At 64.8% G+C, this 22449-nt stretch carries 22 protein-coding genes; 3 read left to right on the top strand and 19 right to left on the bottom strand.

What is annotated here, in order from left to right; genetic code table 11:
• Nucleotides 1-3 precede the first annotated feature (3 nt).
• From K323_RS0117585 to K323_RS30095, 5 genes are all read right to left on the bottom strand, one after another.
• Nucleotides 4-2919 (bottom strand): helix-turn-helix transcriptional regulator, encoded by a 2916-nt coding sequence (locus K323_RS0117585; protein WP_033373515.1) that lies wholly within the window; start codon nucleotides 2917-2919, stop codon nucleotides 4-6.
• A 148-nt stretch (nucleotides 2920-3067) separates the two neighbouring features.
• Nucleotides 3068-3343 carry a hypothetical protein gene (locus K323_RS0117580; protein WP_022886576.1) on the bottom strand — a complete coding sequence of 92 codons (276 nt, stop codon included), beginning with the start codon at nucleotides 3341-3343 and terminating at the stop codon, nucleotides 3068-3070.
• 93 nt (nucleotides 3344-3436) lie between these two features.
• Nucleotides 3437-4510, bottom strand: coding sequence for a Gfo/Idh/MocA family protein (locus K323_RS0117575; RefSeq protein WP_022886575.1), 1074 nt, complete (start codon nucleotides 4508-4510; stop codon nucleotides 3437-3439).
• Between the two features lie 29 nt (nucleotides 4511-4539).
• On the bottom strand, nucleotides 4540-4917 hold the full coding sequence (locus K323_RS27005; RefSeq protein ID WP_022886574.1) for a MarR family winged helix-turn-helix transcriptional regulator: 378 nt from the start codon (nucleotides 4915-4917) through the stop codon (nucleotides 4540-4542).
• Nucleotides 4918-5051: 134 nt separating this feature from the next.
• A complete protein-coding gene (locus tag K323_RS30095; protein ID WP_022886573.1) occupies nucleotides 5052-5381 on the bottom strand; it encodes a hypothetical protein in 330 nt (109 codons plus the stop codon).
• Between K323_RS30095 and K323_RS30090 the strand changes: the two genes are divergently transcribed.
• Nucleotides 5263-5682 (top strand): MarR family winged helix-turn-helix transcriptional regulator, encoded by a 420-nt coding sequence (locus K323_RS30090; RefSeq protein ID WP_342663016.1) that lies wholly within the window; start codon nucleotides 5263-5265, stop codon nucleotides 5680-5682. The two genes, K323_RS30095 and K323_RS30090, sit on opposite strands and share 119 nt — an antisense overlap.
• A 110-nt stretch (nucleotides 5683-5792) precedes the next feature.
• Here the strand turns inward: K323_RS30090 and K323_RS26990 are convergent, their stop codons facing one another.
• From K323_RS26990 to K323_RS0117520, 9 genes are all read right to left on the bottom strand, one after another.
• Nucleotides 5793-6458 (bottom strand): DUF6226 family protein, encoded by a 666-nt coding sequence (locus K323_RS26990; protein ID WP_157509492.1) that lies wholly within the window; start codon nucleotides 6456-6458, stop codon nucleotides 5793-5795.
• 545 nt (nucleotides 6459-7003) lie between these two features.
• A complete protein-coding gene (locus tag K323_RS0117550) occupies nucleotides 7004-7612 on the bottom strand; it encodes an alkylhydroperoxidase domain protein (RefSeq protein ID WP_022886570.1) in 609 nt (202 codons plus the stop codon).
• On the bottom strand, nucleotides 7612-8283 hold the full coding sequence (locus K323_RS26985) for a CMD domain protein (RefSeq protein WP_022886569.1): 672 nt from the start codon (nucleotides 8281-8283) through the stop codon (nucleotides 7612-7614). The genes K323_RS0117550 and K323_RS26985 overlap by 1 nt, the downstream gene beginning before the upstream one ends.
• Nucleotides 8284-8322: 39 nt before the next feature.
• A complete protein-coding gene (locus tag K323_RS0117540; RefSeq protein ID WP_022886568.1) occupies nucleotides 8323-9354 on the bottom strand; it encodes a putative FMN-dependent luciferase-like monooxygenase in 1032 nt (343 codons plus the stop codon).
• Between the two features lie 137 nt (nucleotides 9355-9491).
• Nucleotides 9492-11255, bottom strand: coding sequence for a dipeptide ABC transporter ATP-binding protein (locus K323_RS26980; protein WP_022886567.1), 1764 nt, complete (start codon nucleotides 11253-11255; stop codon nucleotides 9492-9494).
• Complete coding sequence (locus K323_RS26975; RefSeq protein ID WP_022886566.1) at nucleotides 11252-12208, bottom strand: ABC transporter permease; 957 nt, start codon at nucleotides 12206-12208, stop codon at nucleotides 11252-11254. The genes K323_RS26980 and K323_RS26975 overlap by 4 nt, the downstream gene beginning before the upstream one ends.
• Nucleotides 12205-13149 (bottom strand): ABC transporter permease, encoded by a 945-nt coding sequence (locus K323_RS0117525; protein WP_022886565.1) that lies wholly within the window; start codon nucleotides 13147-13149, stop codon nucleotides 12205-12207. Before K323_RS0117525 ends, K323_RS26975 begins: the two co-directional genes overlap by 4 nt.
• 1 nt (nucleotide 13150) lies before the next feature.
• On the bottom strand, nucleotides 13151-13333 hold the full coding sequence (locus tag K323_RS30085) for a hypothetical protein (RefSeq protein ID WP_169515679.1): 183 nt from the start codon (nucleotides 13331-13333) through the stop codon (nucleotides 13151-13153).
• 3 nt (nucleotides 13334-13336) lie between these two features.
• Nucleotides 13337-15004 (bottom strand): TIGR04028 family ABC transporter substrate-binding protein, encoded by a 1668-nt coding sequence (locus K323_RS0117520; RefSeq protein WP_022886564.1) that lies wholly within the window; start codon nucleotides 15002-15004, stop codon nucleotides 13337-13339.
• Nucleotides 15005-15316: 312 nt separating this feature from the next.
• Between K323_RS0117520 and K323_RS0117515 the strand changes: the two genes are divergently transcribed.
• On the top strand, nucleotides 15317-16828 hold the full coding sequence (locus K323_RS0117515; RefSeq protein WP_022886563.1) for an MFS transporter: 1512 nt from the start codon (nucleotides 15317-15319) through the stop codon (nucleotides 16826-16828).
• Nucleotides 16829-16895: 67 nt separating this feature from the next.
• Here K323_RS0117515 and K323_RS26970 read toward each other — a convergent pair whose 3' ends face one another.
• Nucleotides 16896-18071 carry an AI-2E family transporter gene (locus K323_RS26970; protein WP_022886562.1) on the bottom strand — a complete coding sequence of 392 codons (1176 nt, stop codon included), beginning with the start codon at nucleotides 18069-18071 and terminating at the stop codon, nucleotides 16896-16898.
• 82 nt (nucleotides 18072-18153) lie between these two features.
• On the opposite strand from K323_RS26970, the gene K323_RS0117505 reads away from it, so the two are divergent.
• Complete coding sequence (locus tag K323_RS0117505) at nucleotides 18154-19188, top strand: PHP domain-containing protein (protein WP_022886561.1); 1035 nt, start codon at nucleotides 18154-18156, stop codon at nucleotides 19186-19188.
• Between the two features lie 15 nt (nucleotides 19189-19203).
• On the opposite strand, the gene K323_RS26965 is transcribed toward K323_RS0117505, so the two are convergent.
• The 4 genes from K323_RS26965 to K323_RS26955 are packed head-to-tail and all read right to left on the bottom strand — an operon-like array spanning nucleotide 19204 to nucleotide 22117.
• Entirely contained in the window at nucleotides 19204-19938 is a 735-nt protein-coding gene (locus K323_RS26965) for an ABC transporter permease (protein ID WP_022886560.1), read from the bottom strand.
• Nucleotides 19935-20657, bottom strand: a complete 723-nt coding sequence (locus K323_RS0117495) for an ABC transporter permease (RefSeq protein WP_051147414.1) — start codon at nucleotides 20655-20657, stop codon at nucleotides 19935-19937. Before K323_RS0117495 ends, K323_RS26965 begins: the two co-directional genes overlap by 4 nt.
• Complete coding sequence (locus K323_RS26960; protein ID WP_022886558.1) at nucleotides 20654-21706, bottom strand: ABC transporter ATP-binding protein; 1053 nt, start codon at nucleotides 21704-21706, stop codon at nucleotides 20654-20656. Before K323_RS26960 ends, K323_RS0117495 begins: the two co-directional genes overlap by 4 nt.
• A gap of 48 nt (nucleotides 21707-21754) precedes the next feature.
• Nucleotides 21755-22117 (bottom strand): glycine betaine ABC transporter substrate-binding protein, encoded by a 363-nt coding sequence (locus K323_RS26955; RefSeq protein WP_022886557.1) that lies wholly within the window; start codon nucleotides 22115-22117, stop codon nucleotides 21755-21757.
• Between the last annotated feature and the right edge of the window lie 332 nt (nucleotides 22118-22449).

Raw genomic sequence — 22449 nt, 5'->3', positions numbered from 1 at the left:
CTCCTACACCGGGGACCTGGCGAGGAACACGGCCTCCGTTCGGCTTGAGGCACCGAGCTTTCGCAGGATGGCGGAGACGTGCACACTCGCGGTCTTCGCACTGATGAACAGCCGTTCTCCGATCTGGCGGTTGCTCAGGCCCTGGCCCAGCAGCTCAAGCACCTGCCGCTCGCGAGCCGTGAGCTCGGGCGAATCCGATGGCTTGCGCCGTGACGGTGCGTCACCGTCCAGGACGATCCCGGCGCGTGCGGCAACATCCCGCACAGACGCGATGATCAGACCGGCACCAAGTTCGGCCGCGCGACCGGCCGCGTGGACGAGACTCTCCTGCGCGGAGACTTTGTCGCCGGCGGCGACCTGGGCCTCGCCGAGTCGCGCGAGGGCGTAAGGGAAGAGGTGCGCGGGAACTCGGGCGTCCCCGGTTGCCTGCACCGCGCTGTTCCAGGCGTCGACGTCTGTACCGAGGCCGGAGTCACCTCCGACCTCGGCCTCGAACAACGCCTTCAACACCGAGAAGGTGGGCCAGAACGATTCCCGCTCGAGCAGCGTCCGCAACTGTGCTTCTGCACTGTCGGCATCGAACTCCGAGTCGGCCCCTGACCGGAGAGACGTCGCTCTTCTGGCGGCGACGACACGCCCCGCCACCGCGATGAGCGAAAGATCATACGCCGGCAGCGGCCGACGGCCTTGCGCGATCACGACCGACACCCGCTCCCATGCTGTGACGGGATCATTCTGCGCCAGGGCGATCTCGCCGGCGACCCGTGCCACGCCGAGGCTGCTCTGTTCCTCCATGCCGGCCAGCCTGCTCATGGCTGACCGCTGCGAGCGGTATTGCTCTGCCGCGGCATCGACATTACCGCGCCAGAGCGTCGATCGCATGCGCGCTCGTTGCAGGTACTGCGTGAACGCGATCGGCGGATCGAGGTCAAGGCTGCGTTTGATCAGGGCGTCGGCGCGATCCCAGTCGCCAAGGTCGAAGAGTGGGTCGACGGCATTCGACGCGAGGATCACTCCTGAGCTCCGTTCGACGCCGAGTTCGCGGGCGCGATCCAGTCCCTGCTTGGCAAGCTCCATGGCTTCCTCGAAACGGCCGAGCAGATAGAGCACGTCGGATGCATTCACCCGGTATCGCAGCAGTGCAGTCCTATTGTCGCCAGCGAGGATGCGTGCGCGCTCCAGGTCCGCCAGTCCCTCGTCGATGCGCCCGATCTGCACCTTGCTCACGCCCATAATATTCGACGCGACCGATGACTGGGCGGACGACCCGGCCCGCTGCGCTTCGGCGAAGCCGGTGTTCGCGAGTTCGACCGCTTCGTCAAGCCGTGCTTCCAGCATGTACCGGCCAGCCAGACCGATGATGATCGTCGCCCGAAGCTCGCCTGCTGCGCCCTCCGGAACCAGGTCGAGGGCCTCCGTGAGGATCTCGTCGGAGCCCGGCACACCGCTGTAGGCCAGGTAGAAGGCCTTGTCGCGCAGGAGCCGGGCATAGCGTGCCCAATCTTCGCGTGGACATTCATCCAGCGCCACGTTCACCATCGCCAGGGATCGCTCACCTTCCCCGGCGTTCCGCAACGCGGAGGCGGTCTGGCCGAGGAGGTCAGTTTTCGGTCGACCGGCGATGGCTTCAGCATCCGTCACCGCGTCCCAGAGCCCGAGCGCTCGCTCGCCCATTTGGGCCGCGGTGCTGTATGCGTACGACCGCTTCGCCTCGACCATGGCGTCCAGAGATGCAGGAAATGCCTTAGCGACGTCGTGCGCCTCGCTCCAGTGGTACGACGTCCAGGCGGCGACGGGCCGTTCGCCGGAGGTAGCCTCGAGCGCTTCGGCAAAGCGGGTGTGAAACCGAGTGCGCTCCCCCGGCAGGAGATCGGCGTGGATGGCTTCGCGCACCAGCGCATGCCGGAACGCGTAACTGTTCTCGTCTGCCACCAGCACATTGGCCTGCACGGCCTCGCGCGCACCGTCGTCGAGGGCTCCGGGCTCTCCGTCGAAGACGCTTGAGAGCAGATCGTGCTTCACCCGTACCCCGCCCGCGGAAATGAGGCGCAGGAGGTGCTGGGTCGGTTCGCTCAGCCGTTCGTAGCGAGCGAGCAGCAATTCGCTCAGGGTCTGCGGAAGAGAACTGCTGTCACCGCTGTCGTCGAGCCCGAGCAGCTCTTCAACGAAGAACGGCACTCCTTCGCTGCGTTCGAAGACACTCTCCAGGGCGATGGCGTCGGGCGCCCAGCCCAGGATCGCTTTTGCCTGCTTCCGCACCTGGCTTCGGCTGAGGCGCCGCAGCTCCCAGCGGTCGATGCGGCGGCCACGTTCGAGTTCGCTGAGGAAGCCGCGCAACGGATGACCGCGGGGCACGTCGTCGCTGCGATAGCTGAGCAGAATCAGGATGCGGCCGCTGACGAGCACCTTCAGCAGGAACCGAAGGAGGTTGCGCGTCGCGCCGTCTGCCCAGTGCAGGTCTTCGATGATGACCAGCAACGGCGTCTCGCGAGAGAACTTCTCCAGAAGCACGGCGACAACCTCATGGATTCGGTTGATACCGAGCTCAGGCTGGCGCATTTCGCCGGTTGTTGTACGCAGCTCGGGCAGGAGTGCCGCCAGCGCCTCTTGTCCCGGCCCCGCTGCATCGAGGACGGCCGCGACCCCCCTCGCCGCGATCAGGTCGCGGAGCACGTTCATGATGGGGGCGTATGGGGCTCCGACCGTGCCGAGATCGACGCACTGACCAACGAGCGGGAGCACTCGGTCGGTGGCTTCCTTACGGAACTCGTCCAGAAGTCGGGTCTTGCCGATGCCGGCTTCGCCGGCGATGACAATCCCCCGAGGAACGCCGGTCAGGCTGTCTGCCAAGGCTGCGCGCAGGTTGACCAGGTCGTTCTCCCGACCGATCATGGCGGGGCTCGATACTGACGATGTCATTCCTTCATCGTGCCACGAGCCACTGACTGCTGTTGGCGCGCTCCGATGGCCGGCTCGCGCCTCGCCTGCGGCCGTTGTCATGTGCGAGCCCCTGCATCCGTTGTGGTGATCGTGAACGCGGGGTGCAGGGTGGGCGCGGGATCGGCGATCAGCGCGCCTCGCCCAGCTGCGGGCACGGACCCGTTGTGGTCTTTTCTGTCCGCGCCGCACTGGGGCGACTCTCCCCCGTTGCCCACGCAACAAGTCGCGCAAACGCACCGCGCGATGCCGGGCGACCGTCGGTCTCTTCTCGCCGTTCTGCAGCCACGCGACGACGCTCGAGTTCGCGGTTCAGAAGCGGCTCTGCCAGTTTGCGGCTCGTGGTGAGTTCGTATTCGGTGTAGTACTGCATGGTGTCCTCCTTGGCCCTGTGCGATGTTTCCATCGTGGTTTCTAAGGAGGGGTGCGTGCATGGGGCGAATGCCCTATCTATCCGACGCTGGCGTCTGAGGCGTCTTAGGTACGGCACATCCTGGTTCTACGAGCTCGCGTGGATCTTTTCGATCAGATCGATAACGCGCACCGCGTCGCGCGGGTCAACGGGCACGGATGCGCCGCGAATCAGGGCATCCGCCAGGCCCGCGTAGAACTGGTCATACCGTCCGCGCTCGGTAGGCATGGCGACCAGGGACCCGTCGATGCCGGCTTTGCCCCACTCTGCTTCGGGAGTTTCGCCGAAGCCCGGGTCGGTAGGAAGCGCGCCGGACTTCAGTGCCTTCTCCTGGCCGTCGAGCCCCCAGGTCGTGTAGGCGGATTGTGACCCGAGCACGTGGAAGCGCGGCCCGGCCTGCGCGGCGAGCCCGTTCATCGAGAGATGCGAGGTGACGCCGGATGCGTGGCGCAGCGCGACGAAGGAGTCGTTGTCTGCGGCGCTGCCCTCGCCTCGTGTGGTGACCTGGGCGTACACGTCATCGACGGGGCCGAACAGCACGATCGCCTGGTCGATCAGGTGCGCGCCGAGGTCGTAGAGGATGCCGCCTCCTTGGGCGACGGTCGCCTCAGCCTTCCAGCGCTTCTTCTGCACCGCGTTCGCGTCCAGGGGTCGCCAAAACTCGAAGCGCGATTCGAAGCGGTGCACGTCGCCGAGCGTTCCGTCGGCCAGGAGGGAGCGCACCGTGAGGAAATCGCCGTCCCAGCGCCGATTCTGAAACACCGTCAACGCAAGCCCGAGCCGCTCGGACTTCTCGACGAGGGCCGTGCCCTCTGCGGCCGTCGGCGCGAACGGCTTGTCGACCACGACGGCGAGGCCGGCGTCGAGCGCCGCGTTGGCGAGCTCGACGTGGGTGGCGGGCGGCGAGGCGATGACGACGAGATCGAGGGTCTCTGACGCGGCGAACAGTTCGTCTGCGCTCAGGGCGACCCGGGCATCCGGATGCAGTCGGCTCGCCTCCGCAGCGCGCTCGGGATTCGCTGTGACGATCAGGTCGAGGGAAAACTCGGGGTTGGTCGCCAGGAACGGCGCGTGGAAGACACGGCCGGCGAGGCCGAAGCCGACCAGTCCGGTGCGGATGAGAGCCCCTGCTGGAGTTGGGGTGGCGTCGCGGTCGGTCATTCACTGACCATATCGCTCGCCTGCCCCCGCTACTCGATGAGAGTGCGCAGTGCTGAACGGATGCGGTCGGTGTCCGCTTTGCCGAGTTTGCGTTCGACCTCGGTATTGAACTCGGCGGATGCCACAACTGCTGCGCGACAGAACTCGGCGCCGAGTCGGTCGAGTCGCACGAGGGTGGCGCGCTGGTCAGCCGGGTCGGTCTCAGTGGTGACGTAGCCGGACGCCTCGAGGGCGCGAACGAGTGCGCTCATCGCCTGGCGACTGATCCCCGCTCGACCGGCGCGCGTGGAGACACGAGTACCGTCCGGGTCCAGGGTCGCAAACACCGCGACGTGGGCCGGGTGGACGGCGTTGTGTCCCTGTTCGGCCAGGCGCTCTGGCCTCAGCGAATTCTCGTAGAGCGTCACCGTACATTAGGCAGTCTCCTTGACAGATGCCCACCGCAAGCTTTTCCAAACGCGAGATCACCGAAGCCCTGGCATAGGGCCACCACTTCGCAAACAGCGCCCGCGCGTGTGCGCTAGGCTTCGTTCAGATCTGGCTACCCTGCGGCCGGTTGTGGACTGCGGACCCAAGTCCAGGCCGCGAAAGCAATGGCCAGCGTGATCGTGAACACGCCGAGCGGCACGTGCAGGGCGGTCAGTGAGCGGAATCCGGCGAAGGCTTGCAGTGACATGAGCGCCAACAGGCCGATCGTCGCAATGATCGGCCATCTCGCGTCGCGTCGGAGTCGCGCGCAGAGTATTGCTGCGATGACTCCGAGCAAGACAGCAACCGCCGCAGCGGTGGCTACTTCTCGGTGTACCGAAAATGCGCCAGGTAGTTCCGCCATGAACTTGACCGCTCGCCACGTCACAACAATGTTCTCCATCCGCGATGGTATTCGTACCCACCGCGATCTTGTTCACCAGCTCCACATAGACAAGACCGGCATGGTTCGCGTGATCGACGATCTCGAACAACTCGGATTCGTGTCTCGGACCCGCTCGACCCAGGACCGACGCAGTTCGCTGCTCTCACTCACCGAGGAAGGCATCATCGGCCTTCAACACGCGCAGCAACATACGCGAGGTGTCGCAGATACACTCTTCGGTGCCCTCAGCGCCACCGAACTCACTGCACTCCACGACGCCCTTGCCCGCGTTCTGCGGGAATCGCCGAAGAACCAGTAGGCGGTCACGTGAGTGACGAAGGACACGCCGAGGATGCTGGAACCAGTCCAACTGTGTAACGCGGTCACGTCAGATAGCGGGGACCTCGCCGCGACAGCGGGCTCGGCCGATTAGTTGACAGCGTCGGCCTCGCCAGGCGGAAGCGATTGCCAAGGCAACCACTCTCCGGCAGGGGGTAACGAGGTTCGCGCCGCCTCTACCCGCTCGTCGGGGAGGTCCTCGGTGCGGCTGCGTCCACGTCGCATCCCGACACCCGGCTCATCGATCTGGAACTCGATCCAGCGTTCAGGCCAAGGATCGAATCGCTCAGAATAGCCGCCGGACACGACGGTGCGCACGGTCGATTCGAGTTCTTCCGCCAGGCTAGTGACATCGTCATCGCAGGCATCGCAGCCGCACACGGGGAAATGGAAGTCGTGGAGTGAGCCAGCGTGAAGATATACGCCCGGGAACGGCGTGAGGACGAATGTCAGCGGGGCCATTGTCGACTCGCGGGGCACGACTCGTACTGCGCGAACTACTTCATCTGGCACGCGGAGAAGATCGAAAGCGGCGCTCGGAGTCTCCTCGACGGTCACGTCGAAGGCGTTCTGCAACCATTCGATGAGTGCGCCGGCGACGGCGTGCAGAAGCGCGAAACGCTGCAGATTACTAACTCGGGAATAGGTGTCTTCGGGCGGAGACTCTCCTCCCCATCGGTTGCCGTATTCGATCGGATCGCCCTGCTCATCTCGGAAGATCTCCACTGGGAACACTGGGCGTCGGTACACTCTCACGTTCCCACGCTAGCCACCATCATGCTCGTTGCCGAGTTCGAACGTTCTGGCACAGTCCCAAAAGCCGGCTCCTGAACGAGCTGAGCTACCGCTGAGTCGCGTCGTTGGCCAAATACGATGCTGCTCGTAGCGTGAGCCGTGGTTGTGCGCCGCGCAAACACTTGATCGCTGCCGCAGGAGACTCCGTTGGATCCACCGCTTCGTCGTGGAGGACGTTCCTCGCCCATTCGCGTGCCGCTGCTGGTGGACCCGCCGACGTTGAGGCTCCACCAAATATGCTTTCTAATCGACGCCGCGGATCCTCTTTGTCGCCAAAGATTTTTGCCGCCAGGTCACTCTGCATGAATAACTCCCTCTCAGTCCGGGCCTCTTCGTACGTATTCACAGAGTCTAGAAAACCGTGGTGAATTCGGCCTCCGCCTCAAGGCGGAGACTGTCGGTCGAGAACGCCTTCTGCACGGTGGACGGCAACCGGGACACCCGAACCGCTGGCACGCACAATTGCACGGGCCCGCTTGAGAGAGACGTGCCACGGGCAGTAGCCGTCAGCCGGCGGCGGGAACCTCCGGCTCGCCGAGGCTCAGCATCAGCCGGTTCGCCCAGTTGAAGAAGGCCGCACCATGGATGACATCGGCGATCGAGAGGTCGTCGAGCCCCTCGGAGCGCAGGGCGTGGATGTGTGCCGGCGTCAACGCGGGCGGGGTGGCGGTGAGCGCCACGGCTGCGTCGATGATGGCAGCCCAGCGCAAGTCCTGGGCGGAATCCGTGCCTTCGTCGAGCAGTCGTTGCACATCGTCACCGCGCTTGGAGTGATGGGTTGCGAACCGCGAGTGAACAGAGGCACAGAAGATGCACCCGTTGGTGCGACTCGTCGCTGCCGCTGCGAGTTCGCGTTCGGCCCGCGGAAGGCCGGACCTGGTGTTGTAGAAGATGTCTTTGTCTGTGCGTGTGCGTGCACCGAGGATGTCTGGGTCGCGTGCCAACAGCGCGAAGTACGCGGACTTCGCGCGCGACGCGTCAACGAGACCGGTCCAGTGCCGTTCGGACAGGTCGTCCTCGGCAAGCGGCTCGAGCCATGGCACCCAGCCGAGTTCTGCCTGGGTGAAAACCTCGGGGCCGGGCAGGTGGTCGCGGGAAATGGTCGTGTCGGTCATCAGAGTCCTCTCAACGTGCTGACGGATGCGGTGGTGTCGACGGATGCGGTGGTCGGCTTGTCGACAGCAGCGTTCAAATCAACACCGAGCAGCCGCAGCCCGGACACCACACGCAACTGGAAACTGAGGAACGCAACGAGCTGTGACAGGGTCACGACATCCGTTGTCGACCAGCCGGCATCGAGCAGCGTCTGCAGGGCCTCTCGGCTCGCCTCCCGCGGGCGGAACACCAGCAGGTGAGCGTGCTCGAGTGCTGCGGCCAGGCGCGAGCCGAGGATGTCGCGGTGAGCCCCCGCAACGCGATAGCGGGGCCCGTCGGTATTCTCGTCGGCGAGACGGGGCGACGGATAGTGCCCAAACGGCCCGACCGCATACCCGAGATCGAGTTCGGTGAGCACAGCGGCGGCGACACCGGTGCTGCCGTCAACGGCGCGGAGGCCGTGCTCATAAAAGGCGCGACTGACGGTGTCAGCATGGAGACCAGAGACGAAGGTCGCGACGGCGTACCGCTCCTGTTCCGACACGGTGCCGGGATACGCGGGCGTGAACAGCGCGTCGAAACTGGCCTGCGCCTGGGCGCGCGTCTCCGGGCGCTCGTGTCTGATGGCATCGACAGGAGAGCCCGGTTCGATGCCGGCCAGAAGATCGATGATGTCTGGAGTAGCAGTCATAGTGAATTCCTTCGGTGGGTGGTTGTGACGAGGCGTGGGTCAGGCGACGGATGCCGGAGTGCGGTCAGCGAGGCTGGCTCCGATTCCGAGGGCGGGGGCGACCTCACTCGCGATGAGCTCGATCGAGCGCAGCACGAGTTCGTGCGGTGGGTCGACGGAGTGCACCTGGAAGACGACATCGCTCACACGATCGAGCACGGGGTCGGCGGCCAGCGACTCGATGACCTCGTCAACCGTGCCGACGTGCGTGTCGAGACCCGCAATGAGGTCGTCGAGTGAGTCGCCGGGGATGACCTGCCCCGCGGCGCGGAAATTCGCCGCCGCACGTCGGAGTCCGACCTCGGCGTACCGGCGGGCCTCGTCTCGGTCGTCGGCCACGAACAGGGTGCGCGACGCCATGATTCGCGGCTGGGCCCCGGGCAGGAGCGCGTCGTGGTAAGCGTCGATGATCGGTTGCTGGAGTTCCGCGAGTGAGGCGCGCGGGGCATCCGTCGGCCGTGGCTGGGTGCGGGAGAGCATGAGTCCATCGCCTGCCGCGCCGGCGCGCGTGCCACCGCCGGCGGAAAAGGTCGCCTGCCAGACACGTTCAAGCAGAGCGGGCGCTGCCGGATACAGACGGTTGTCGTCGTCACCGAGTGGCAGGCCAGACCAGGCCTCGCGGAGAACCTGCAGGTGCTCGGCGAAGATGCGTCCGCGATCACTGCTCTCGTGCCCGAAGGCTGCAAACGACGACGGGGTGCCGCCTGAACCGACACCGACCTCGAGGCGGCCACCGGACAGCAGGTCGAGCACCGCGGCGTCTTCGGCGACCCGAACCGCGTTCTCCAGCGGCAGGGTGATGATGCCGGTGCCGAGCCTAATGCGCTCGGTGAGCGCGGCCACATGGCTGAGGAAGACCAGCGGGGCGGGCAGCCCACCCTCCTTCTCGTGGAAGTGGTGCTGCGCCACCCAGGCCGTGTCGAATCCGGCGCGCTCGGCCGTCTGGATCTGCTCCGTCGCGAGCCGGTAGCGCTCCCCCGCGCTCGCCTCATCGAGCAGCCGGGTGAAGAACCCGAGCCTCCTGGTTGTCATTGTGGTGCTCCTTCGATAGTGACTGTTGCTCGTGTGCGGCTTGGGTGCTCATCCGCCCGCGTGGCTAACTCAGGAGATCCTGTACGAAACGGATGAATCGGGCGCCATTTGCGGGGATTCCGACGGTTCATCCTGAATTAGCCCCCGATTCGCGCGGGTGCAGGCGCGGGTGCAGGTACAGGTGCAGGTGCGGGCACGGCGGCGAGCAGCTCCCGCGTGTAGTCGTGCTGCGGGCGCAGGAACACCTGCTCTGTGCTGCCGGTCTCCACGATGCGGCCCCGGCTCATCACCGAGACCGAGTGCGAGATCTGCCGCACGACCGACAGGTCGTGGGAGATAAACAGGTAGGTGAGGTCGAGGTCGGACTGCAACTGCCCCAGCAGGTCGAGAATCTGCGCCTGCACCGTGACATCGAGCGCCGAAACGGCCTCGTCGAGCACGATCACCCGGGGGTCGACGGCCAGAGCCCGGGCGATGGCGACCCGCTGCCGCTGCCCGCCCGAAAGCTCACGCGGCTTCCGTTCCAGTACAGCTGCCGGCAGGGCGACTCGGTCGACGAGTTCTGCAGTGCGGGCGGCACGGCCACGCCGGTCAGCGAGCGCAAAGTTTCGAAGCGGCTCTGCGACGATCTCGGCAACGCTCTGCCGCGGATCAAGCGAACCGAACGGGTTCTGGTACACCAACTGGATGCGCCGGCGTAGCTGCCGTAGCGCCTCGCCCCGCAGGGGGGCGACATCCTGTCCGTCGACCTCCACGCGCCCACTGGTGGGTTGCTCGAACCGCACGATCATGCGCGCGGTGGTGGTCTTGCCAGACCCTGACTCCCCCACGAGCGCGTGCGTCGTGCCGCGCCGAACACTGAATGACACGTCGTCGACCGCGCGGAAGGCATCCGTTCGCCGGTGCCCGAACTCCTTCACCAGGTTGCTGACCACGATCGCCGACGGGTTCTCGGCAGCGACCGCGCCGGCATCGCGCAGGTAGATCGGTGCCCGCGCCTCGCGGAATCCGGCTGGCGCCAGTGACGGTGCATTCGCAAGCAGGCGCTTCGTGTAATCGCTCTGCGGGTTGGCGAGCACGTCGGCGGTGGCTCCCTGCTCCTGAATGCGCCCGCCCTGCATCACGACGATGCGGCTCGACCGGCTCGCCGCAACGCCGAGGTCGTGGGTGACGAACAGGATCGCGGTGCCGAACTCGGCGCGCAGTCCGTCAAGCAGGTCGAGGATATGCCGTTGCACGGTCACGTCGAGCGCGCTGGTCGGCTCGTCGGCGATGATCAGTTGCGGCTCGAGGGCGATCGCGATTGCAATGAGCACCCGCTGCCTCATGCCCCCGGAGAGCTGATGCGGGTACTGCCTGGCCCGCAATTCCGGGTCTGGCAGGCCGACGCGGGCCAGCAGGTCGATAACACGGTGACGGATGCCGGCGCGCGGACCGCGGCGATGGATGCGCAGCACCTCGCCGACCTGGGCGCCGATGGTCTTGACCGGGTTCAGCGAGCTGGTCGGGTCTTGCGGCACCAGGCCGATCTGCGCGCCACGCACGGCGGCGAGGCGCTTGTCGCTCCAGCCGGAGATGTCGGTGCCGTTCAGCAGGATGGCCCCATGATCGATCTGGCCGTTGCCCGCGAGGAGCCCGATGATCGCGTGCGCGGTCGTCGACTTGCCCGAGCCGGATTCACCGACCACCGCGACGACTTCGCCAGGTTCGATCCGGAACGAGACGTCGTGCACTACCCGGGTCTGAGCGCCCTGACTGCGATACGAGACGGCGAGGTTCTGCACCGCCAGGAGCGAAGCCGCCGCGGCGGAGGTGACTTCGGTGGGCTCCGCCTGAGACAACGCGGCCTGAGACAACGCGGCCTGAGACAGCACCGCCTGAGACAACGCGGTGGTGCTCATGCGCGCTCACCGCCGATCCACTGGCTGATGCGGTTGGTGGCGAGAACCACCAGCACAACAACGATCCCTGGGAAGGTGGTCAGCCACCACGAGGTGGCGACGTAGTTGCGCCCCTCGGCGATAAGAAGGCCCCATTCCGGCGTGGGCGGCGGGGCGCCGTAGCCGAGGAAGCCGAGGGTGGAGATGGCGAGTATCGCGACGCCGAACTGGAGGGCGGCGAGCGCCACCACCGGAGCGATCGAGTTGGGTAACACGTGCCGCAAGAGCACGATCGGCAGACGGGCACCGGAGCCGAACGCGGCCTCCACGTAGTCCGTGCGTCGCACTCGCACGACCTCCGAGCGGCTCAGCCTGGCGAAAGCGGCGATCGATCCGACTCCGACGGCGATGGCCGCGTTCACCGTGCCGAAACCGAGCAAAATGATGATGGTCAGGGCCAGAAGCAGGCCGGGGATCGACAGCAGCACGTCGATGACGCGCATCAGCACGGCATCGAGGATGCCGCCGACGGAACCAGCAACCAGTCCGATACTCGTGCCGGCCACGAGTCCGACCGCCACCGCGATAAAGGCGCCGCTGAGCGAGTGCACCGCGCCATGCACCACACGGGCGAAGAGGTCACGGCCGAGGGCATCGGTTCCGAAGAGGTGCGCAATGCTCGGCGCCTGCAACTTCTCGGCCGCCACACCGCTGATCGGGTCGTAGGCCGTGAACAGGCCGGGAGCGACAACCCAGAGCAACGCGGCCGCCACTATGGCCCAGGCCAGAATCAGCCCGATCGACGGGATGCGACGGCGCCGTTTCGCGGGTGCGCCCTCGGTAACGCGCCCCCCGGCATCCGTTCTCGGCGGTTCGGTTGTCTGCTGGCCGGTTTCGGGCCAGGCCTGCTGGGCCTTCGTGGTCGGAGTTGTCAGGCTCGTCGTTCCGGCCTGCTGTGACTCGGTGATCGTCATACGGCAACACGTCCTTTCGCGGCAAGGCGGGGATCGAGCACGGGGTAGAGCAGGTCGACGATCAGGTTGACCGACACGAAGACGAAGGCGGCGAGCACCACGATCGCCTGCATCACGGGAATATCCTGCGCGGTGACGGCCTGCTCGGTCAGTCGGCCGATGCCGTTCCGCCCGAACACCGTCTCGGTGATGACCGACCCGGCAATGAGCTCACCGAAGGTGAGACCGGCGACGGTCAGGGTCGGCACCAGGGCATTGCGTGCAACGTGGCGCCACAGGATCCATTGCCGTGATGCACCCTTCGCCTGGGCGACGGCGACGAACGGCTGTGTGTAGACGGCATCGAGGCTGCGGCAGAGCACCTGGGCCAGCGGCGCCGAGATCGGCACGGCGAGCGTGAGCACGGGCAGGATGAGCGACTGCGCCTCTGTGCCGCCGATCACCGGCACCAGCCGAAGCTGGAAGGAGAACACCTGGATCAGCAGGATGCCGAGCCAGAACGTCGGAATCGAGATGAACAGGCTCGGAACGGCCAGCAGCACGCCGCGAATCCAGGCGAATCGCGTGTAGCTCGAGACGAAGGCGATCGTGACGGCCAGCACCACGGCGAGAAGGAAGCCGCCGGCGGCCAGCTTTGCCGTCTCCGGCAGCCCTTCGGCGAGGCGTTGCAGAACAGGGGTGCCGGTCTCGATCGAATAGCCGAAGTCGCCGGCGAGAAAGCCCATGAGGGTGTGGATGTACTGCAGAACGGCGGGTTCATCGATGCCGTATCTGGCGCGCACCTCGAGGATCTGTGCCGGGCTGAGGCCGAGTTCCGGGTTCTCGAACTTGATCATGATCGAGTCGCCTGGCAGCGCCTGCAGCAGCACGAAGGTCACCGTGAACGCAGCCCAGAGCACCAGCACCGCCTGGCCGATGCGGCCCGTGAGATACCTGGTCATGTCACTCTCCTTCTGTGGTGGGCTGATGCTCTGTGGTGGGCTGATGCTTTTTGGTGGGCTGATGCTCTGTGGTGGGCTGATGCTCTGTGGTGGGCTGATGCTCTGTGGTGGGCTGATGCTCTGTGGTGGGCTGATGCTCTGTGGTGTCCGTCTGGCGGCCGCCTGCGCGGCCGCCAGACGGCATCCGTTACTTCTTGTCGAGCCAGACGTCGTAGAAGCTCGGGCGTCCGACGGCCTCGAAGCCGATGCCGTGCACGTAGTTCGCGGCGCCGTATACCTGCGGTTCCTCGAAGAACGGGATCGCATAGCCCTGGTCGATGATGTACTTCTGCGCATCGGCAACTTTGGCGTTGCGGGCATCGGTGTCTGGCTCGGAGGCCAGCGCGTCAAGCAGCGCATCGAGCTCCGCATCGTTCGAGAGGATCACGTCGCGATTCTCGGTGTGGAACTGACTCTTGATGACGTCTTGGTCTGCGCGACCGACCATCGAGTGGTTGAGTGCGGTCTTCTCTGCGTCCTTGATGTCGGCGGCGATGGTTCCGGAATCGGCGGGCTTGACGTTCAGTTGCACGCCGATCTTCGTCCACTGCTGGGCGACCAGTTCCAGGGTCTGCTTCGAGAGCGGTTGCGCACCGGCGACGAACACGTTCAGCGAGAGCTGGGCGCCGTCTTTCTCGCGGGTGCCGTCTGCCCCGGCTTTCCAGCCCGCGGCATCCAGCAGCTCGTTGGCCTTGTCGGGGTCATAGGTCAGCTGATCGGAGAGATCGACGTAGCCGAGAGCGGTCGAGGAGAGCACCGACGTTGCGCGCGGGTAGTTCTTCGTGAAGATCGTGTCGACGATCTCCTGCGTGTCTGTGCCTGCCTGCAGGGCTTTTCGCACGTCGACGTCCTGCAGGATCGAGTTCGACGGACGCAGGAACAGCCCATTGTTCACCCCGCGCGTCTGCGGTGCGTAAAGGTCGAAACCGGCGCCCTCGACACTGGCCTCGTCGAAGGCTTGCACGTAGCGCACGTAGTCGGCCTGGCCGGAGAGCAGCGAACCGATGCGCACGCTGTCTTCTGGGGTGACGATGATCTTCACCTCGTCGAGGTAGGCGCGGCCCTGGTGCTCGCTGTTCGCGGGCGCCCAGTCGTAGTCGTCGCGGGCGACGAGGTCCACCTCCTTGTCGACGACCTGGCTGGAGACCGTGAATGCGCCGGAGCCGACGATGTTCTTCAGCTGGCACTGTTCCTCATACGGCAGCGCCAGGGTGGCCGGCGAGACGAGTCCGGATTGGATGACAGAGGTCCCCTGCAAAAACCCGGGCGACGGCTGCGTGAAGCTGAATGTCACGGTGTGCTCGTCGACCACGGTGCTGCCGGCGTAGTTGTTGATCGCCTCAGAAATCGGCAGCTTGAGCTCTTCGCTGCCGAGGCCGTACGCGTCGAAGTTCGCGGCGACGGCTGCGGCATCGAGCGGCGTGCCGTCTGAGAACGTGACGCCGTCGCGGATGACGAAGGTGTATTCGGTGGCGGTGTCGTTGACGGTCCACGAGTCGGCGATCCACGGCTCGATCTCGAGGGTTTCCGGGTTCTGGTAGGTGAGCTTGTCTGTGATCTGATTGAGCAGGCCGCCGTTGGGGTAGAAGCCGGTTCCCGGCGCGTAGAGGCAGGTGGTCGGCTGGTATTCGAGGTAGGTGAGGGTGCCGCCCGTGACCGGGTCGCCAGTTTCGGATGCGGCGCCTCCGGCTCCGGAGGCAGCCGGGCTCGCGCAGGCGCTGAGCATGGCGATCGCGGCGAGTGCTGCCCCCGCGATGAGTGCAGTTCGTCTTCTGAGTGACGTACTGCTTCTGTACGTGCTGCTGCTGTGTGACACGTCGTCCCTTTCGATTGCCGGATTCTGCCCGTTCCGACGTTGTGTTCGGCTTTGCCTGTCTGCTATTTCCTGGCTGCGACGATGTTGTCAAGCTGCACGCGTGAGCCGCGAGCACAAGCGTCATATGGCTACCGCGTTCGTCACGGTCCGTAATCCGCTTGACGTGACGCGCCGGGTGGCGCAGTAGCGCGCGAACGGCATCCCTTGGCAACAAACGCGGGAAGAAATATCACCGCCAGGGAATGCCGGTGGCTCTGGATAGGGTTGTCCCTGTCGGCGGGGGGCCGGTGCACCTGTCGCGCGAAAGGACCGATGAAAGACCCAGATCAGTACGACGAGAACGGCGAGCAGAACCCGGATGAACGGGAGGAAAGCCCACCCTGGTTGAGCGACGCAGAACGCCGGAGGCTCAGCAGACCGGCCAACGACCGCGCGATCGTCACCTCGCTGGCGTTCACCGGGCTGGTCGCTTCCTTCATGATGACGCTCGTGACGCCGCTCCTGCCCGAGCTACCGCACCTGCTCGACGTGTCGACGCCGGATGCACTCTGGGTCGTGACGGCGACGCTTCTCGCCGCCGCCGTCGCAACCCCGATCGGCGGTCGCCTTGGCGACCTTTACGGCAAGCGGCGAATCATCCTGATCCTGCTGGCGAGCCTCGTGCTCGGCTCGGTGATCGCGGCATTTTCGTCAACGCTGATCCCGTTGGTGATCGGACGCTCGCTGCAGGGGGCCGGGCTCGGCGTGATCGCCCTGGGCATCAGCGTCTTGCGCGACGTCTTGCACCGGGATCGACTCGGCAAGGCCGTGGCCCTGGTCAGTGCCACGCTCGGCATCGGTGGCGCGATCGGGCTTCCGGTGTCGGCTGTGATCTCGCAGTTCCTCGACTGGCACATGCTGTTCTGGGTGTCCGGGGCACTCGGCGTGATCGGCTTTGTGCTCGTGTTCGTTTACGTTCCGGTCAGCACGCTCCGTAGTGAGGGCGGATTCGACTTCGTCGGTGCTGCCGGCCTGGCGATCGGCCTCGTCGGCATCCTGCTCGCGATCTCCAAGGGCAACGAGTGGGGCTGGTCAAGCCCGCTCACCCTGGGTATCGGGCTGGGCGGAGTCCTGGTGCTCGCATTGTGGACACTCTTCGAGCTGCGTGTGGAGAGTCCGCTCATCGACATCAGGGTCGCTATGCGCCGCACCGTGTTGCTGACGAATCTCGCGTCGGTCACCGTCGGTTTTGCGTTCTTCGCGAGCGCAGTCGCGGTGCCGATGTTGCTCGAGGCTCCGACCGACACCGGTGTCGGTCTCGGCCAGTCGATGCTGATCGCCAGCCTGTGCCTGATGCCGAGCGGCCTGATCATGTGGGCGCTGTCCGGCACGGCGGCCAGGCTGACCGACCGGCGAGGGGCGCGAACCAGCCTGTTGCTCGGAATCGCGATCATCGCCGTCGGGTACGCGCTGGCGGTCGGGCTGATGACCGAGGTCTGGCACACGGTGCTCATCGCGACGGCTGTCGGATTCGGGGTCGGTTTCGCCTATGCGGCCATGCCGACCCTGATCATGGCGGCCGTTCCTGCATCGGAGACCGCGGCGTCCAATGGCCTGAATTCAGTGATGCGCACGCTGGGCTCGACAGCGGCGAGTGCCGTCATCGGACTCATCCTTTCTGCGAACGTCATCACCGTTGATGGGGTCACCACGCCGAACGCGTTCGGATTCCAGTTGAGCTTCGCTATCTGTGCAGTAGCGGCGATCATCGGTGTTGTGCTGACGCTACTGCTGCCGCGACGCCAGCCCCATTACGACACCGCGAGCCTGCCCGTGCAACGCTGACAGTCGACGCTGACGGTCGACGCTGATTGGGCAGCTGACCATCCCAGCGCTGCCCGTTCTCCCGCACTCAGCCGTTGGTCGCCGGGCTGATGTCTCCGCTCTGAACGGCCGGAGCGACCTTGGCGTCCTGGGTCGGGAACACCACCTTCTGCACGATGATGATGACGGATGCCGCAATTGGGATTGCGACGAGGGCACCGAGGATTCCGCCGATGGCACCGCCGGCAACTGCGGCGATCACCACCAGCGCACCGGGAACGGCAACCGCACGATTCATGATTCGCGGGCTCAGGATGTAGGCCTCGACCTGCAGGTAGATCAGGTAGTAGATTGCGGCGACCAGCGCGGTCTGCGGGGAAGCGATCAGGCAGATGAGGCTGTTGATCACCGCGCCGCTGAGCGTGCCGACCAGCGGGATCATCGAGCCGATGAACGCGATGAGAGCGAGCAGGGCGGGAAGGGGCGCTCCGATGATGCTGAGGAGTATGAAACTGAGGACTCCATTGATCAGTGCGAGCCCGACCTGGCCGACGACGTAGCGTCCGACTGCCTGGGTGATCTCTTCCATCACGCGCGCGAAGCCCTCGCGTCGGTATGCGGGAACAAATCGGTAGGTGGCTCGTTTCATCGATCGCAGCGATGCGAGGAAGTACAGGGTCAGGATCAGGACGATCATTGCGCCGGTGACCCCGCTGGCCACTCCGGCCCCGACCGAGAGGATGCCGCCGCCGAGCGAGAGCAGGTTGTCTGGGTTGGTGATGTAGTCCGTTGCGCCGCTCAGCGCGGCGTCGATGTCGAAGGATTCCCCAAAAAGACCCTGGGCCCACTTCACGAAGTCGCTGTTCAGGAAGTCTTGGGAGATGCTGGGGAAGTCTTCGACCAGGTTGGTGATCTGCCGCACCAGGATCGGTACGATCGCGAACAGGATGCCGGCGAACGCGCCGATGACGGCCAGCACGACCACGGTGATCGACAGACCACGTGACAGCTTCTTCTCCAGCCACGACACCAGGGGATCGAGGCCGAGCGCGAGGAAGAGGGCGACGCCGACGTAGATGAGCGTGGTCGCCAACTGGGTCACCATCGAGCCGATAAGCATCGCGACCAGAACGCCCAGTCCGCCGACCAGGCCGATACGGAAGGCGTTGATGCGGAGCGATGGCACGCCTGCTGGGGCTCCGCTGGCGGCGGCCAGGGCTCGTCCCTGCTTCGCGTCCGGGGTTGTGGAGTGTGCTCTCTTCATGGGCTGATCATATGCACTGGAAGCCAGCACACCGTCACGATTCGACGGTGTGCTGTTTCTGGTAGGGGAGCAAAATGGTTCTATGGATGCCGTTGACGCCTTGGGAGAGATCGCTTTCTGGCTGGAGCGCGACCTTGCGCCGTCGTTCAAGGTGCAGGCGTTTCGGAAGGCGGCCGTCGTCATTGCCGGCCTGGGCGCTGACGAGTTGGCCGAGCGCGCCGCCAACGGGGACCTCAAACGAATGAAGGGTATTGGCGGCAGAACCTTCGAGGTGATCACCCAGTCGATCGGCGGGCAGGTTCCGGACTACCTGGAGAATCTGCGGCAGAAGGGGGTTGCTGCGCTGGCCTCCGGTGGATCTGAGCTACTGGCGGCGTTGCGTGGTGACCTGCACAGTCACAGCGAGTGGTCGGATGGGACCACGTCGATCGAGCTGATGGTGGATGGTGCTCGGATGCTTGGTCGTGAGTACCTCGCACTGACCGATCATTCTCCGAGTCTCAGGGTCGCCAATGGGCTGAGCGCCGAGCGGCTCGCCGATCAGCTCGATGTGGTGGCGCGAATCAACGGCGACGTCGACGGCATCCGTTTATGCGGCGTTCGTTTACTGCGTGGCATTGAGGTCGACATTCTCGAGAGTGGGGATCTTGACCAGTCATCGGAGATGCTCGACCGGCTGGATGTGGTTGTGGCGAGTGTGCATTCGAAGCTGCGTGCGGACGCGGACACGATGACGAGACGGATGCTCGCCGGGATCAACGATCGTCACACCAACGTTCTCGGGCATTGCACCGGGCGGCTGGTGCAGGGGTCGCGAGGAACTCGGCCACAATCGGAGTTCGATGCGGAGCGGGTGTTCGCTGCGTGTGCCGAGCAGGGTGTTGCGGTGGAGATCAATTCGCGGCCGGAGCGGCAGGATCCGCCGGAGGAACTCATCGCCGTGGCGCTCGAGGCCGGCTGCCTGTTCAGTATCGACTCCGATGCGCACGCGCCCGGGCAGCTCGACTTTCTCCAGTACGGGGCGGAACGGGCGGCAAAGAACGGGGTTCCCGCGGACCGGATCGTTACCACCTGGCCGCTGGAGCGGCTCCTGGAGTGGTCGCACGCCCCTCGCTGACCCTCGCCATACGAACTAGCGGCTGGTGAGCACTCCCTGCTCTTCCGGTGCACTGGCATCGTCCACCCTTGGCGCGGCCAGTGGCCCGTCCACCCGCTTCTTCGTGCGGGACCGTATGCCGGCCGGAGTGACGAGGCGATGGAGAACGATGAACAGCCCGTCGGTAGCCAGCGCGAGGACGGCGACCCACAACGCACCGGCGATCACGCCGCTCATGCCGTAGGCGACCTGGTTCAGGATGATGTCGCCGAGGCCTCCGCCGCCGGCGATCGCGGCCAATGTGGCGCTGCTGACCACCAGCACCGCCGAAGTGCGCAACCCGGTGAATATTGACGGCAGCGCAAGTGGCAGCTCGACCCTGGCCAGTGTTTGCCATCCGCGGAGACCCATTCCGCGGGAGGCCTGGGTCAGACTCCGATCGACCCCGTTCACTCCGAGGAACGTGGTCGTCAGTATGGGCGGTGCCGCAAGAACGATGAGCGCAATGACGACGTTGGTGAAGCCGATTCCGACGACGCCGATCAGGATGGCGATCAGCGCGAGACTGGGCAGTGCGCGTCCCAGGTTTGAGATGCTCACCGCGATGAACTCACCCTTGTGGATGTGGCCGAGCCACAGCCCGATCGGCATGCCGATGACGATCGCGATGAGCAGCGCGGTGGAGCTAATCGCGAGATGCTCGATGGTCTTGTCGAGCAGGAGCCCGAAATTGTTGACCGAAAACCCGATGAATCCGAGAAAATCACTCATGCGTTCCTCCTTCGCAACGCCCACGGGGCGAGCCCCCTGCCGAGAAGCACCAACAAGCCGTCTACGGCGAAGGCGAGCAGCACGGCAAGGGCACCAGCTGCTATGAACTGGGTGTTGAATGGGGATTGGATCGCCTTGAGAATGGGAGACCCGAGACCCGCATCAACGATGAACGCCGCGATGGTGGCGGTACTCACGGTCAATACGCTGGCGATCCGAAGCCCACCGATAATGGCCGGTACTGCGAGGGGAAGCTCGATTCGTTTCAGGATCTGAGAGCGGGTGAGGCCCATGCCGACTGCCGCCCGCCTCGCGTCCGCCGGAATGTTGTTGAGGCCGGTGAGCGTATTGCTGAAGAGGATGAGGAGCGTATAAGCGACCAGCGCGATCTCAGCAGTCAGGACGGAGAGACCCGTGAACGGGACCAGCAGGATGAACAACGCAAGTGGAGGGATCGTATACAGCACAGCGGCGATGCCGTTGAGCGGGGCGGCGGCAACCGAGAATCGGTGTGCGACGAGGGCAGCGAGAAATGCGAGTACAAAGCCGATCACAATGGCGATGAGCGTGAGTCCGATGTGCTCGACGAGGGCCGGCCAGAAGACCGTAGGCCATTGTTGTACGAACCAATCAACGCAGAATGCGCCATTGTTGACCACACATTCGCTGGCCTGGCCGTAATCGGGAATGACCGGCTCCACCGCTGTCGTGACGCTCAAGCGTCTGCCCTCGCTCGCGAAGTCTTTGGCGGTGCGGTGGTTGTCGAACCGAGCTCGACGAGTCTCTGCACCGACAATTCGACGGCGTCCAGACCGTTCTCGCTCGTAACGATGACGGCTGTCGACTGCGAATTGAGAGCCAGGGAGAGGGCTGCCTGCATGGTCGCTGTTTCCGGAATGCGCGGCAGGTTCGAGGCCTGAATTTCGGAGCGTCGCATCAGCACCGGGCGATTCGTCGCCTGTTCCAGGGCTCGCTGGAGGGTACGCAGCGTCAGCAGCTTGAGACCCCGATCTTCGCCGACGAAGCGTTCCACGAACTCGTTAGCAGGGTGCGACAGGATCGCCTCAGGGGTGCCGTACTGTGCGAGCACGCCCCCATCCTGAAGAATGGCCATCTTGTCCCCCATCTTGATGGCCTCGTCAATATCGTGGGTGATGAAAATGGTGGTCTTGCCGATCTCATCCTTCAGCGACAGGAATTCGTCCTGGATATTCGCTCGGGTTATCGGGTCGAGGGCGCCGAAGGGCTCGTCCATCAACATGACCGGGGGGTTGGCGGCGAGTGCGCGAGCTATCCCCACCCGCTGTTGTTGCCCGCCCGACAACTCGTGTGGGTACCGCTTGGCGAATGTCTCGACAGGGGCGAGTCCCACAAGTTCGAGCAGCTCATTGGTTCGCTTTCGGATGCGGGCCTTATCCCAATTGAGGATCTGTGGGATCAGGGCTATATTTTCTGCGATTGTCAGGTGCGGGAACAGGCCGGTCTGCTGGATGACGTAGCCGATGCTTCGGCGAAGCGCGATGGGGTCGATATCGTGAATGCTCTGTTCGCCGATGCGGATGTCGCCGCTTGTCAGTTCCACCAATCGATTGACGAGCAGCAGAGTGGTGGTCTTTCCACCGCCGGACGGCCCCACAATGCAGCAGAGCTGGCCCGCTTCGATGGTGAGTGAGAGGTTATCGACGGCCGGACGGGGCTGCCCAGCGTATACCTTGGTCGCTGCGTCGAAAACAATGGAAGAAGATTGCTCTAAATCGATAGCTGTCATCAGTGGTCCCTATTCGTTTAGTGGCGAAATTCGGTTAGTGGCGAACGATCAAATGAGGTTGTTGGCGGAAAGAAACTTCTTGGCCACCTGCGCCGGGTCGAGTCGGTTGATGGCGGCAGCCTCGTTCATCGCCTGCATTGCGTCGAGTGTCAGGAGCGCGCTCAGCTGGTTGAGGGCATCCGGCACGTCATCTCCGACACGAGCCAGGGTGTCTTTGCGGATAGCCGGCGAAACATTCTGGAATCCAAAAAGTTTGAGATTGTCCTCAAGCACGACCAGGTCGGAGCGCAGCAATTGCGGATCGGTGGTGAATACGTCTGCCGCCTGAATTTCACCCCGTTCGATCGCGCCGTAGTTCAGGCCGATGCTGAGCGTCCTGAGTTTCATATTGGGGAGGTCGTAGCTCTCCACAATTCCTTCGTAGCCTTGTCGCGCTTATCCCGAATTCGGGATAAGCGCGACTATCCCGAGGAGTCTGTTATCCCGAGTCCTGCTCTGCGGGCGTGTGCAATGGCGGCCTGAGAGCTGATTTCCTCGGGATAATCGCGGCCCGCCTACGCTGGCTCATCTCTTTCGATTTTCACTGGAGGTGAGCCGGAGATGAGTGTTTCAATAGGCGAGTTAATCGCGCAGGCAGACGCGGCAATGAGTCCGCTCGGCCATGCGCCGTCGACGAGGATGCAGTACCGGTGGGCGTGGTCCCAGTTTGCGAGGTTCTGTTCCCGTGATTCGATCGACGAGTT

The sequence above is a fragment of the Glaciibacter superstes DSM 21135 genome, from assembly GCF_000421145.1.
Taxonomy (GTDB): domain Bacteria; phylum Actinomycetota; class Actinomycetes; order Actinomycetales; family Microbacteriaceae; genus Cryobacterium; species Cryobacterium superstes.
Note: the sequence above shows the minus strand (reverse complement) of the source record. Positions and strands in the feature narration are given on the sequence as shown.

Bases quoted from the DNA above. Each gene is read 5' to 3' on its own strand.
- K323_RS26975 (WP_022886566.1), bottom strand. From the start codon at position 12,208: ATGACGATCACCGAGTCACAGCAGGCCGGAACGACGAGCCTGACAACT.
- K323_RS0117540 (WP_022886568.1), bottom strand. From the start codon at position 9,354: ATGACAACCAGGAGGCTCGGGTTCTTCACCCGGCTGCTCGATGAGGCG.
- K323_RS30085 (WP_169515679.1), bottom strand. From the start codon at position 13,333: ATGCCGTCTGGCGGCCGCGCAGGCGGCCGCCAGACGGACACCACAGAG.
- K323_RS0117525 (WP_022886565.1), bottom strand. From the start codon at position 13,149: ATGACCAGGTATCTCACGGGCCGCATCGGCCAGGCGGTGCTGGTGCTC.
- K323_RS30090 (WP_342663016.1), top strand. From the start codon at position 5,263: ATGACTCCGAGCAAGACAGCAACCGCCGCAGCGGTGGCTACTTCTCGG.
- K323_RS26985 (WP_022886569.1), bottom strand. From the start codon at position 8,283: ATGACTGCTACTCCAGACATCATCGATCTTCTGGCCGGCATCGAACCG.
- K323_RS26980 (WP_022886567.1), bottom strand. From the start codon at position 11,255: ATGAGCACCACCGCGTTGTCTCAGGCGGTGCTGTCTCAGGCCGCGTTG.
- K323_RS0117580 (WP_022886576.1), bottom strand. From the start codon at position 3,343: ATGGAAACATCGCACAGGGCCAAGGAGGACACCATGCAGTACTACACC.
- K323_RS0117505 (WP_022886561.1), top strand. From the start codon at position 18,154: ATGGATGCCGTTGACGCCTTGGGAGAGATCGCTTTCTGGCTGGAGCGC.
- K323_RS0117515 (WP_022886563.1), top strand. From the start codon at position 15,317: ATGAAAGACCCAGATCAGTACGACGAGAACGGCGAGCAGAACCCGGAT.
- K323_RS0117585 (WP_033373515.1), bottom strand. From the start codon at position 2,919: ATGACATCGTCAGTATCGAGCCCCGCCATGATCGGTCGGGAGAACGAC.
- K323_RS0117550 (WP_022886570.1), bottom strand. From the start codon at position 7,612: ATGACCGACACGACCATTTCCCGCGACCACCTGCCCGGCCCCGAGGTT.
- K323_RS26970 (WP_022886562.1), bottom strand. From the start codon at position 18,071: ATGAAGAGAGCACACTCCACAACCCCGGACGCGAAGCAGGGACGAGCC.
- K323_RS26965 (WP_022886560.1), bottom strand. From the start codon at position 19,938: ATGAGTGATTTTCTCGGATTCATCGGGTTTTCGGTCAACAATTTCGGG.
- K323_RS0117575 (WP_022886575.1), bottom strand. From the start codon at position 4,510: ATGACCGACCGCGACGCCACCCCAACTCCAGCAGGGGCTCTCATCCGC.
- K323_RS26960 (WP_022886558.1), bottom strand. From the start codon at position 21,706: ATGACAGCTATCGATTTAGAGCAATCTTCTTCCATTGTTTTCGACGCA.
- K323_RS30095 (WP_022886573.1), bottom strand. From the start codon at position 5,381: ATGGAGAACATTGTTGTGACGTGGCGAGCGGTCAAGTTCATGGCGGAA.